Raw genomic sequence first — 12,112 nt, forward strand, 5'->3', positions numbered from 1 at the left:
TAAACTTTTAAACTTAAAATTAAAATGGAAGATAAAATTAAAATATTAAACGATAAAATTGCTCTAGCTAAATTAGGTGGTGGCGAAAAACGTATTGCATCACATCACGCAAAAAAGAAATTAACCGCTCGTGAACGAATAGAATACTTAATGGATGAAGGTTCTTTTGAAGAAATCGGAATGCTCGTAACGCACAGAACAACCGACTTCGGAATGGAAAAAGAACTGATTTATGGTGATGGAGTAATTACAGGTTATGGTACAATAAATTGTCGAATAGTTTACGTTTTTGCTCAAGATTTCACCGTTTTTGGAGGTTCATTATCTGAAACTCATGCAGAAAAAATTTGTAAGGTAATGGATATGGCACTTAAAAATGGTGCGCCAATGATTGGATTAAACGATTCTGGCGGTGCAAGAATTCAAGAAGGTGTTAGATCACTTGGCGGATATGCTGATATTTTTTACAGAAATGTGCAATCTAGTGGCGTGATTCCTCAGATTTCAGCTATTATGGGACCTTGTGCTGGTGGTGCGGTTTATTCTCCTGCAATGACTGATTTTACAATGATGGTTGAAGGCAACAGTTACATGTTTGTTACTGGACCAAATGTTGTGAAAACAGTTACCAACGAAGAAGTAACTTCTGAAGAATTAGGTGGTGCAAGTACGCATTCTACCAAATCAGGTGTGGCTCATATTACTTCTCCTAATGGAATAGAATGTCTTGAAGACATTAAAAAATTATTAAGTTATTTACCTCAAAACAATAGAGAAACAACTCCCAAAGTTGCCTATGTTACCAACGATGAGGTTCGCGAAAAGCTAAACACAATCATTCCTGATAATGCCAATAAACCTTATGCTATGCATGATGTGATTGAAAATATTATTGATGAAGATTCATTTTTTGAAATCCATAAAGATTTTGCCGAAAATATAATTGTTGGTTTTGCCCGATTAGGAGGAAGAAGCATTGGTATTGTTGCCAATAATCCGAAGTTTTTGGCAGGTTGTTTAGATGTAAAGTCGTCAATTAAAGGTGCGCGATTTGTACGCTTTTGTGATTGTTTCAATATTCCACTATTAGTTTTAGAAGACGTTCCTGGATTCTTACCTGGAACCGATCAAGAATGGAATGGTATCATCGTTCACGGTGCGAAATTATTATATGCTTTCAGCGAAGCTACTGTTCCTAGAGTTACTGTAATTACTCGTAAAGCTTATGGTGGTGCTTATGACGTAATGAATTCTAAACACATTGGTGCTGATATGAATTTTGCGTGGCCAAGTGCTGAAATCGCAGTTATGGGAGCAAAAGGCGCATCTGAAATTATCTTCAAAAAAGAAATTAGTGAAGCCGAAAATCCAGTAGAAAAATTAGCCGAGAAAGAAGCAGAATATGCTGAGTTGTTCGCAAATCCTTACACTGCAGCACAACGTGGTTTTATTGATGAGGTTATTTTGCCACAGGATACTCGAAGAAAACTATTAAAAGCGTTCAGTATGCTTGAAAATAAAGTAGTAGAAACACCAAAACGTAAACACGGAAATATTCCATTGTAACTGCTTAAAAAGAGATAGATTTTATGTAAATTTTGGTTTTAGTGCCAATAAAATAATGGGTTGATAACCTCGTTTGGAAATTTCTAAACGAGGTTTTTTTATTTTGTGCTCAAAGTCTTTAGCTGATTTGAGTTGGGAATGATTTTTAAATGAAATTGGATTGATTACTTTATTTTTTATTATGTATTTATAGCAACAAAATGGTTCGTTTTTTAAATTTAAGTTAAAAAAGACCGACTAAACGCTCTTTAATTTGTAAATTGCGAAACTTTAATGACGCAAATTTTGTGTTTTGATTTATTTAAACCAATGAGACTTTTTAAACTATTTATACTTTCCTTTCTTTTTTTATCAACCGTTTCTTTTGCACAAAAAGTTATTAAACACAAGGTTAAGTCTGGTGAATCGATTTATTCTATTGCTAAAAAATATGATATTACGCAGGCTGAAATTTTTGATTTGAATCCAAAACTAAAAGGTGCTGTGTTAGGATTAAATGCAGAAGTAAAAATTCCGAATAAAAAATTTAAAGAGAAAGAAAAGCCATCTAAAAAAGAGCTCGCTGAGAAGAAAGAATTGGTGAATGTTGTTCAAAATACTGAAGTTGATAACGGTTCTAAGGCAACGCATCTGGTGAAACCAAAAGAGACTTTGTATAGCATTTCTAAAAAATATGGCGTTACTATGGAAACGCTCTGCGAGTTAAATCCAGCTTTGAAAACTGGAAATCTCAAAACCGGAATGAAACTGCAATTACCCAATCCAGAAGAAGCTGCTGTTCCTGAAAAAGTAGTAAAAGACCAAAACACCACAAAAGAAGTGGTAACAGAAACTAAAATTGATCAGTTAATTTCTAATGTTGATGTGGTTCATAAGGTCTTACCAAAAGAAACTTTGTACGGCATTTCAAAACAGACAGGCGTTTCAATTGATGAATTAACAAGACTTAATCCGAGTGTTGCTAATGGTTTAAAAGTAGATCAGTTTTTAATTATCAGAAAAGGAACCGGTGAACCATCGACAAATAAATCGGAAGTAGTTGAAGTTCAAAAAGAAATTGAAACTGCTAAACCTTTATCAGCTGCGAATTTATCGAAAGCAGAGTTTTTGATTGAAAAAGCTTCGGAACATATGGGAACTCGCTATCGAAGAGGAGGAACTACTAGTGCAGGTTTTGACTGTTCAGGATTGATGTTTTATACTTTTAAAAATATTGATATGACGTTGCCTCGTTCGTCACACGAAATGGCTTTGATAGGCGAACGAATCAATAAATCGGAAGCTCAAAAAGGCGATTTAATATTCTTTGCAACCTTCGGTGGTTCGAGAATTAGTCACGTTGGAATGATAACCGAAGTGCTAGATGACGAAATTAAATTCATCCATTCATCGACAAGTGCAGGCGTTATGATTTCTTCCACTAAAGAAGGCTATTATTCAAGAAGTTTTGTACAAATCAATCGTGTGTTGAAAGATTAATTTATTCCACATTAAATTTAAAACCAATTCCGTGTAGGTTTTCAATCGAAATTCCTTTCTCGTTAGTCAAAATTTTACGTAGTCTTGAAATGAATACGTCTAAACTTCTTCCCATAAAATAATCATCGTTACCCCAAAGCGATTTTAGAATTTCTTCGCGTTTCATTACAACATTCTTGTTGTCGAGAAATAATTTCAAAAGTTCGGCTTCGCGCTGTGTAAGACTAATTTTTTCAGAATCAGTGAAAACCAAGTAATTTTTGTGGTCAAATTGGTATTTTCCAACAGTGTAAATTACATTTTCAACAGGAGTGTATTTCTGCGAACGCTTCAGAAAAATTTCTATTTTAAGTAATAATTCTTCAATACTAAATGGTTTTACCAAATAATCATCAGCACCCAAACGCAATCCTTTAATTCGGTCTTCTTTCAAGGTTTTTGCTGATAAAAACAAGATAGGAATATCGGAATTAAGCTGACGGATTTTTTCTGCCAATTCAAAACCATCCATTTTTGGCATCATAATATCTAAAATACAAAGGTCAAAGTGTTCGCTTTTGAACGTATTCAGGCACTGTTCACCATCAGTGCAATGGGTAACTTCGTAGTGTGACTCTAAATTGTCTTTGGTTAAAAAGGCAAGCGTTTCGTCATCTTCTGCATATAGAATTTTATATTTGGTCATTTTGTATGGATTTTATTTTAGCATCTCAAGAATGCTTGATATTTATTTACTTTTTGGTATTTCAATTGAAATGGTAATTCCTTTATCTGTGTTGTTATTTGGGTTGATTTTCCATTGGTGTTGGGTACAGATTTTCTTAACGTAATATAAACCTAAACCAAAACCATTAACTTCATTACTTTTGGTACTTGGAATTCGATAAAATTTATCAAATATAAAATTTAAATTTTTATTCAAAATTCCTATTCCATTATCTGAAAATTCTAATTTTATTAAGCCATTATTTTCTATCACATTGATGTTTATTACTGGATTTTCGTCACAATATTTTATAGAATTATCAAGTAAATTATAAACAATATTAGTAAAATGAAAAGCATCTGCACTGATATTTGTTGGGTCTTCTGCATTAATTTTCACTGTTAAATCGTTGTGCTTTAATTGCATATTTTCAATTACATCTTTGATAATTGGCACAATGTTGACCTCTTTTTTATCCATAACCATAGGAGCATTATCCGACTTTGCAATATTTAAAATTTGCTCAATATGACTGTTTAGCTTTTTGGTTTGATTAATAATGATTTCGGTATATTTTTCCAGCTTCGGATTGGTAGTTATCGACTCTTGTTTGTTTAAGTAGTTTGAAGCGAGTAGGATAGAAGACAGCGGAGTTTTAAACTCGTGCGTCATATTATTAATGAAATCACGTTGTAATTCGGAGTATTTTTTCTGCTGAATAATGGTATAAATGGAGTAAACATAAACCAATAAAATTATTATTAAAGCTAACGATAATACAAACCAAAAACGCAGAGAACTCAGCAAATATGAAGTTTCATCTGGAAATCGAATAGCAAAATAATATACTAAATTTTCGTGTTTAGGAAAATAAATTGATTTCACATCTGGTCCGCTATTGTCAAATGAAACATAGTTACCATAAACCATTTCGTCACTTTGGCAATTGTACATAGCATACTCAAAATCGGTATTGATATTGAATTTGGTAAATTCTGATTTTAGATAATGTTCCAAAATATCGGGTTGAAAATCATTTTCTACATTTACAATATAATAATCATTAGCAATTTTCTTTATCGGATTTTGAATTGGAAGTTCACTATTTTTTCCTTGATAGAGTTTTTTAACAACTTCTAGAAGTGCAATGTGCGTGCGTTGCGAAAACTTTTTTTCTTCTAAGTTAAACGCTTCTTTCGTCCATAAAAGCTGCGCAATCAATATTCCGATGGTTGCTACAAGTCCAAGAACGATGATGATATTTAGGTTTTTAGTTTTCATAAATTGGTGCGACTATCAAAGTCTCAGCATTATATTTTTGGGTTCTTCTATTAATTTCAAAGGGTAATATTACTAAAAAAAAGAGCCCATTTGTAGCAGTTAACAAGTCATTAACAAACATTTGAAACCGATTAACAGATGAGCAAACTTTATTGTTCTACATTTGTATTGTTCATAATGATGAACTCAAATTGTAAACAAATTTAAACAAATAAGAAGATGAAAATTTTAAAAATTTCAATGTTAGCTTTGGCTTTAGGATTAATGTCATTTACAGTAATTTCTAACGAAGAAAACACAATCGTAAAAACAACTGAAGCTAATGCCATTACTTGGAAAAGCGACGTCATTGAAGTAGGTCAGATTCCACAAGGAACTCCAAAATTGATCGAATTTCAATTTAAAAATACAAGTAGCAAAGCGGTAGTGATTACTAACGTAAAACCTGCTTGTGGATGTACTGCTGCTGATTATACAAAAGAATCAATTGCACCAGGAAAATCTGGATATGTAAAAGCTACCTACAATGCTGCTGCAGCTGGACCATTTACAAAAACAGTTACTGTTACTACAAGTGCTGAAACTAATCCAAAAGTTTTGACTTTCAAAGGTACAGTGGTTGCTAAATCATAAATTAATTTTAAGGTTGGTTAATAACGCGAAAACTCCTAAACTTGATTGTTTAGGAGTTTTTATTTGGTTTTAAATCGATTGATTTTATCTCAATCTTTTGTCTTTAAGTTTTTCTAATTTTTCTTTTCTATTTTCGATAAACTTCTTGTATTTTTCTTTTTGCTCAGCATTCAAAAACGTATTGATTGTTGAATCTGTTTTTTCAGAAATAGCTTCGATTTCTTTAGCTTTTTCTTCTTGTGGCGTTTCTTCGTTTTTTACGACAGCATAAATCTTTTTCGTGCTCGTTTCGATTTCCTTGCGAATAACAATAATTTGAAGTTCGTCTAGATTCAATTCTTTTTTTAAAGCCTCAACCGATTTTTCAATACTCTCCGCTTTTTCTTTTTCAATTTCTTCGGGACTTTTTTCGTAACGGCCAAAATTATTGGTGTTTTGAATGCTTTGTTGGTTAATTGTGCCTCTTCCCATTCCATTGTTCATTCCGTTTCCTCCAAATTGTGCAGAGCAAATGGTTAAAGAGCCAAAAAGAATACTTACGATAAAAAATGATTTTAATGTTTTCATTTTCAAATTGTTTAGAAATTCAAATTTAGAAAAAGTTTTTTAAATTACACAGGTTCACCGTACAAATCATATTCAGTAGCGTCAATGATTTTTACATTTACAAAATCACCTGTTTTTACATAGAATTTTGCGGCATCAATCAATACTTCATTGTCAACATCAGGACTATCAAATTCGGTTCTACCAACAAAATGTTCACCTTCTTTTCGATCAATGATACATTTAAAGGTTTGTCCGATTTTTTCTTGATTTAAATCCCACGAAATTTGTGATTGTAAATCCATTATTTCTTGCGCACGAGCTTTTTTTACTTCTTCAGGAACATCATCTTCTAATACAAACGCACCAGTATTTTCTTCGTGAGAGTAAGTAAAACAGCCTAAACGTTCAAACTTCATTTCTTGAACCCAGTCGCGCATTATTTCAAAATCTTCTTGCGTTTCACCAGGATAACCAACAATTAACGTTGTTCTAATAGTCATTCCAGGAACTGCTTGACGGAAGTCTTTTAATAATTGGGTAGTTTTTTCTTTAGTTGTACCACGTTTCATAGATTTTAAAATCTTATCAGAAATGTGTTGCAATGGAATATCAATATAATTACAGATTTTTGGCTCGCGTTTCATCAAGTCCAATACATCCATCGGAAATCCTGTTGGGAAGGCATAATGCAAACGAATCCATTCGATTCCTTCTACCTTTACAAGATTTTCAAGTAACTCGGCTAGATTACGTTTTTTATATAAATCCAATCCATAATAAGTTAAATCTTGTGCAATAAGAATCAATTCTTTAACACCATTTTTAGCCAAACCTTCCGCTTCTTTTACTAATTTTTCAATAGATTGAGAAACGTGCTTGCCGCGCATAAGTGGAATAGCACAAAAGCTACAAGGTCGGTCACAACCTTCTGCAATTTTTAGGTAAGCATAGTTTTTAGGCGTTGTTGTCAATCGTTCCCCTAATAACTCATGTTTATAATCTGCACCAAGTGCTTTTAATAAAAGAGGTAATTCTGTAGTACCAAAATATTGGTCAACATTTGGAATTTCTTTTTCTAAATCAGGACGATATCTTTCAGATAAACAACCGGTAACGAATACTTTATCTACGATACCACGCTCTTTTTTATCGGCATATTCTAAAATAGTATTTACAGATTCCGCTTTAGCGTTATCAATAAATCCACACGTATTTATTACAACAATATTTCCTTCTTGTTCGTGTACAACATCTTTACCGCTAGCTTTTAATTGTCCCATTAATACCTCACTGTCGTAAGTGTTTTTGGAACATCCAAGCGTGATGACATTGATTTTATTTTTCTTTAATGTTTTGGTTCTCATACCTATTTTTATTGGAGTGCAAAATTACAATAATTAATTTGAAGTTGATTCAGATTCTTGGATTTTCCTTTCGGATGTTCATTTAATAAAAAAAACCATCCGAATATCGAATGGTTTATTTCTTTTACTTTGATGCATTTACAGTTCAAAAACAAATGTGAGTGTAATATTGTCAGTTATATTTTCAATTCTTGCTGTATCAACAAGACCTTGCGAAAAGAATTGTAAATTATAGTTTCTTTTAGCGTGAGCATAAGATAAATCTACTTTGGTAGAACCAAAATTATAACCTAATCCACCAGAATATCCAGTTAAATCGCCAATTGTTCTTCCGTTTTTATACGGACTTTGTTCCCAACGATAGCCACCTCTTAAACTCCATTTTTTAATTTTATACTCGGTACCAACACGCACTTCATTAGAAGTATCAAGTAACGTGCTCATTGCTCTATTTTCATTTGGATAATCATTTCTTGGATTATAACGCATATTGCTGTAATCTTTTAAAGAGTAATCCACACTTATCAAACCTCTTTTACCAAAGATGTAAGCAAAACTTCCTGTCCATTTTCCTGGTGTTTGTAATTTATAAGGTTGAAAAATCATTACCACATTAGGATCTGTAATTTGTGTGCCATAAAGAGTATTGTCTTTATCTGCATTAAGTCCAAATCCTGATGTAACTAACTGTTGTGCTAATTCGTCTGTTAGTTTGTACCACGTAGGTGATTCATAAGCGAACCCTAATCGTACTGCTTTAGTTGGTTTAAAAATCGTACCAATATTAAAGGAGAATCCTGTACCGTAAGTATAAAGTTGGTTATTGAAACGAACTCTATCTACAGTAGTACCAGTGGTGTATATCGGATTGTCATTAGCTTCAAAAAAACTTGTAGACTGTTTGTAATCTAAAAAATGAGAATTTAAATTGATACCAATAGAGAATTTATCTTGATATTCAGCAGAGGCGTTGAAAGTAAGTTTTCCGTTGTATCCAGTACTTTCAATAGCGTTCTCTTGGTAATAATTTCCACCTGGAGCAATGTTTGTAAAATAGTCTACGTTATTTGCTGTAGGATTTACAGGATCAATTATATAAGAGTTGTAACCAAGAAAAGCTTGTTGCTCATTAAAAAAGAGTTGATCAAAATTAATATTATCTATGTTTCCGAAAGGTACGCCATTAGCATAACTTAAGAAATACTTATCTATAGAATTGTTTAGATTGGTTCCTGCTGAAAAAAGAGAATTGTCTAAATTTTTTGCATTTTCATAGTTTACGGCTATTGCAAATTTTTTCCAATCGCTTTTGGCACTTCCATTTTCAAATATGAAAACGGCACCAGCTTGATTCAAATCAAAACTATTGTTGTTTTCTGTAGTTTTGTTTCCGAAGTAATTCGAATTATTTTTGATATTAAAATTACTTAAGGTCAAGCCCACTTGATTGTTAGCAAATATAACAGAACCAGCAGGATTTACGTTAAGTGACGAAAAATCACCACCTAATGCTCCAAAAGCACCACTCATTGCTCTAAATCGAGCCGTTCCATTTAAATCAGTTTGACCATATCTTAGCGCGTCATTAATATCTTGAGCTTGTAATGATGAGATAGCTAATGTTGCTACCGCAATTGCAAATATCTTTTTCATATGCTTATATTTTATTTTAGAAATAACTTATTACATCTCTTTTTTACTTACTGCTATTTTTTTCGAACTCACAGTAAAAAGAAATTTCATAAATTTTTATTTTTTACAACTGATTATCTTCTTCCGCCGCCAGATGATCTTCCGCCACCGCCGCCACCACCAAAGCTTCCACCGCCGCTACTCGGACTTGGCGAATATGATCTTGGTGTGTCATAACTTCTTGTCGTCGTGTTAGTTCTAACAGGAGCTGTAGTTGTTGTTCTAACAGGAGTGGTATTTGTTGTTCTAACTGTACCATTATCACTTCTTGTAGTGCTTGGTCTTATTCCGCCTGTTTGATAATCATTTCGTGTAGTATTTGTATTTCTAACTGTAGTGTTTGAAGGTCTTACGCCACCAGTTTGATAACTATTTCTTGTGATATTAGTATTTCTAATAGTAGAATTAGATTGTCTTCCACCAGCAAAATTTGAATTTCTTCTATTTCCCATTTGGCTGCTTAATCCATTGTTGTAATTTGAATTTCTTCTTCCATTGGCATAGGCATAATTGTTTCCGTTCCAACCGTTATTCCAACCCCAACCATTGCCGTACCAACCATTGTTCCAACCCCAACCTGGACCGTACCAATTATTCCAACCCCAACCCCAGTTTGGTCCGTACCAAGAATTCCATCCCCAACCATTTCCATACCATCCGTTGTTCCAACCCCAACCATTTCCATACCATCCGTTATTCCAACCCCAACCATTTCCATACCAATTATTCCAACCCCAACCGTTTCCGTACCAATTGTTCCAACCCCAATTGTTATCATAAACATTGACAGTTATTGTTTCTGGATTGTTTGAACCCCAACTAGAGTAGCTTTCGGATGCTTGAGTATTTCTAGCAACAGTATCATTATAAGATGTATAAGTTTCAACATCAGTGAATAATTCTTGACTTTCTTGATTTAAAGAACTAAAGTAATCTTTGTAGTAACCACTATTGGCGTTTTCTTCCGAAGGTTTTTTAGATTTTTCATTTGAACCATAAATTCCATCATTATCGTAATAAGAGGTATTTTGGTATGAACCACAAGATGTTGCAATCAATGCAAAAACTCCAAGAAGTGAATAAATGGAGATTTTTTTGGTAAAAAAAGAATTTGTTTTCATATCTGTAGCATTTTTATTGTTGGACAATACAAAAATAGTTAGTTTTGCCGAACTATTTAGTTAAAATAAGTTAAACAATTTTTATGCCAAACTATTCATTATGAGTAAGAACTTAACAAAAAGAGAAGAGGATTATTCCAAATGGTATAACGAACTTGTAGTTAAAGCTGATTTAGCGGAGAACTCAGGTGTAAGAGGATGTATGGTAATCAAGCCCTACGGTTATGCAATATGGGAAAAAATGCAAGCAGAATTAGACAGAATGTTTAAAGAAACAGGTCACAGTAATGCCTATTTTCCTTTATTTGTTCCCAAGAGTATGTTTGAAGCAGAGGAAAAAAATGCAGAAGGATTTGCCAAAGAATGCGCCATTGTGACTCATTACCGTTTAAAAAATGATGAATCGCGTCCAGGAAAATTGATGGTAGATCCAAATGCTAAATTGGAAGAAGAGTTAATTGTTCGTCCAACTAGTGAGGCTATTATTTGGTCAACCTACAAAGGTTGGGTGCAATCTTACAGAGATTTACCACTATTGATAAACCAATGGGCTAATGTTGTTCGTTGGGAAATGAGAACGCGTTTATTTTTAAGAACGGCAGAGTTTTTATGGCAAGAAGGACACACCGCACACGCAACTAAAGTTGAAGCTATTGAAGAATCTGAAAAGATGATGAACGTTTATGCTGATTTTGTTCAAAATTTTATGGCAATTCCAGTAATAAAGGGTTTAAAGACAGAAACTGAACGTTTTGCTGGTGCAGAAGAAACTTATTGCATTGAAGCACTTATGCAAGATGGTAAGGCGCTTCAAGCTGGAACTTCACACTTTTTAGGACAAAATTTTGCAAAAGCATTTGATGTGAAATTTGCAAATCAAGAAGGAAAGCAAGAATATGTTTGGGGAACATCTTGGGGTGTTTCTACGCGTTTGATGGGAGCATTAGTGATGACACACTCTGATGATAATGGTTTGGTTTTACCACCAAATTTAGCTCCTATTCAAGTAGTTGTTGTTCCTATTTTTAAAACGGAAGAAGAATTACAAAAAATAAGTGAGGTTGTTAATGAGTTGCAGGCACAATTCAAGAAATTAAATATCTCTGTTAAATTTGATAACAGAACTACTCAAAAACCAGGATTTAAATTCGCTGAATGGGAACTTAAAGGAGTGCCTGTTCGTATTGCAGTTGGTCCGAAAGATTTAGAAAACGGAACATTTGAGGTAGCGAGAAGAGATACACTTTCTAAAGAAATTGTTTCTAAGGATGTTGTTGTTAGCTATATTAGTGATTTGTTGGAGACAATTCAAAAAGAATTATTTCAAAAAGCTATCGATTATAGAACAGAGCATATAACTGAAGTTGAGACTTTTGAAGAGTTTAAAGAGGTTTTAGAACATAAAGGAGGTTTCATTTCAGCACATTGGGATGGAACTGCAGAAACCGAAGAAAAAATTAAAGAATTAACTAAAGCAACCATAAGATGTATTCCATTGGATAGGGTAGAAGAAGAAGGAAAATGTATTTTTTCTGGTTTGAAATCTACTGGTAGAGTGTTATTTGCGAAAGCATATTAAAAAATAATTAAAAAAAGTGCTCGCTACTATTGCGTGAATTAAAAATAGTTGTATTTTTGCACTCGCATTACAAAATAATGTAATGGCCCGTTCGTCTATCGGTTAGGACGCATGGTTTTCATCCATGTAAGAGGGGTTCGAT

Annotated in this window: 10 protein-coding genes; 4 read left to right on the top strand and 6 right to left on the bottom strand. The window is 33.2% G+C overall.

Translation table 11 applies throughout. The features are described 5' to 3' along the window. The first annotated feature begins 24 nt into the window (after positions 1-24). Both Q0050_RS08720 and Q0050_RS08725 read left to right on the top strand, forming a co-directional pair. The gene (locus Q0050_RS08720; protein WP_298394346.1) at positions 25-1,566 is read left to right on the top strand and encodes an acyl-CoA carboxylase subunit beta; all 1,542 of its coding nucleotides are present in this window, start codon (positions 25-27) and stop codon (positions 1,564-1,566) included. A 309-nt stretch (positions 1,567-1,875) separates the two neighbouring features. Then, positions 1,876-3,045: a peptidoglycan endopeptidase gene (locus Q0050_RS08725; protein WP_298394348.1), complete on the top strand. Its 1,170-nt coding sequence runs from the start codon at positions 1,876-1,878 to the stop codon at positions 3,043-3,045. A 1-nt stretch (position 3,046) separates the two neighbouring features. Here Q0050_RS08725 and Q0050_RS08730 read toward each other — a convergent pair whose 3' ends face one another. Further along, positions 3,047-3,730: a response regulator transcription factor gene (locus Q0050_RS08730; RefSeq protein ID WP_298394349.1), complete on the bottom strand. Its 684-nt coding sequence runs from the start codon at positions 3,728-3,730 to the stop codon at positions 3,047-3,049. A 42-nt stretch (positions 3,731-3,772) separates the two neighbouring features. Beyond that, the gene (locus Q0050_RS08735; RefSeq protein ID WP_298394351.1) at positions 3,773-5,032 is read right to left on the bottom strand and encodes a sensor histidine kinase KdpD; all 1,260 of its coding nucleotides are present in this window, start codon (positions 5,030-5,032) and stop codon (positions 3,773-3,775) included. Between the two features lie 219 nt (positions 5,033-5,251). On the opposite strand from Q0050_RS08735, the gene Q0050_RS08740 reads away from it, so the two are divergent. Further along, positions 5,252-5,665: a DUF1573 domain-containing protein gene (locus tag Q0050_RS08740; RefSeq protein ID WP_298394354.1), complete on the top strand. Its 414-nt coding sequence runs from the start codon at positions 5,252-5,254 to the stop codon at positions 5,663-5,665. A gap of 84 nt (positions 5,666-5,749) precedes the next feature. On the opposite strand, the gene Q0050_RS08745 is transcribed toward Q0050_RS08740, so the two are convergent. The 4 genes from Q0050_RS08745 to Q0050_RS08760 all read right to left on the bottom strand — a co-directional run bounded on the left by Q0050_RS08745 (position 5,750) and on the right by Q0050_RS08760 (position 10,391). Continuing rightward, positions 5,750-6,232 (bottom strand): hypothetical protein, encoded by a 483-nt coding sequence (locus Q0050_RS08745; protein WP_298394356.1) that lies wholly within the window; start codon positions 6,230-6,232, stop codon positions 5,750-5,752. Between the two features lie 44 nt (positions 6,233-6,276). Further along, positions 6,277-7,578, bottom strand: coding sequence for a 30S ribosomal protein S12 methylthiotransferase RimO (rimO, locus tag Q0050_RS08750; protein WP_298394357.1), 1,302 nt, complete (start codon positions 7,576-7,578; stop codon positions 6,277-6,279). Positions 7,579-7,716: 138 nt separating this feature from the next. Continuing rightward, on the bottom strand, positions 7,717-9,231 hold the full coding sequence (locus Q0050_RS08755) for an OmpP1/FadL family transporter (protein ID WP_298394358.1): 1,515 nt from the start codon (positions 9,229-9,231) through the stop codon (positions 7,717-7,719). A 113-nt stretch (positions 9,232-9,344) separates the two neighbouring features. Continuing rightward, a complete protein-coding gene (locus Q0050_RS08760; protein ID WP_298394359.1) occupies positions 9,345-10,391 on the bottom strand; it encodes a hypothetical protein in 1,047 nt (348 codons plus the stop codon). A 100-nt stretch (positions 10,392-10,491) separates the two neighbouring features. On the opposite strand from Q0050_RS08760, the gene proS reads away from it, so the two are divergent. Beyond that, positions 10,492-11,970: a proline--tRNA ligase gene (gene proS / locus Q0050_RS08765; RefSeq protein ID WP_298394360.1), complete on the top strand. Its 1,479-nt coding sequence runs from the start codon at positions 10,492-10,494 to the stop codon at positions 11,968-11,970. Positions 11,971-12,112 lie beyond the last annotated feature (142 nt).

The organism is Flavobacterium sp., from assembly GCF_027483985.1.
Classification (GTDB): Bacteria; Bacteroidota; Bacteroidia; order Flavobacteriales; family Flavobacteriaceae; genus Flavobacterium.

Bases quoted from the DNA above. Each gene is read 5' to 3' on its own strand.
- Q0050_RS08720 (WP_298394346.1), top strand. From the start codon at position 25: ATGGAAGATAAAATTAAAATATTAAACGATAAAATTGCTCTAGCTAAA.
- Q0050_RS08725 (WP_298394348.1), top strand. From the start codon at position 1,876: ATGAGACTTTTTAAACTATTTATACTTTCCTTTCTTTTTTTATCAACC.
- Q0050_RS08730 (WP_298394349.1), bottom strand. From the start codon at position 3,730: ATGACCAAATATAAAATTCTATATGCAGAAGATGACGAAACGCTTGCC.
- Q0050_RS08735 (WP_298394351.1), bottom strand. From the start codon at position 5,032: ATGAAAACTAAAAACCTAAATATCATCATCGTTCTTGGACTTGTAGCA.
- Q0050_RS08740 (WP_298394354.1), top strand. From the start codon at position 5,252: ATGAAAATTTTAAAAATTTCAATGTTAGCTTTGGCTTTAGGATTAATG.
- Q0050_RS08745 (WP_298394356.1), bottom strand. From the start codon at position 6,232: ATGAAAACATTAAAATCATTTTTTATCGTAAGTATTCTTTTTGGCTCT.
- rimO (WP_298394357.1), bottom strand. From the start codon at position 7,578: ATGAGAACCAAAACATTAAAGAAAAATAAAATCAATGTCATCACGCTT.
- Q0050_RS08755 (WP_298394358.1), bottom strand. From the start codon at position 9,231: ATGAAAAAGATATTTGCAATTGCGGTAGCAACATTAGCTATCTCATCA.
- Q0050_RS08760 (WP_298394359.1), bottom strand. From the start codon at position 10,391: ATGAAAACAAATTCTTTTTTTACCAAAAAAATCTCCATTTATTCACTT.
- proS (WP_298394360.1), top strand. From the start codon at position 10,492: ATGAGTAAGAACTTAACAAAAAGAGAAGAGGATTATTCCAAATGGTAT.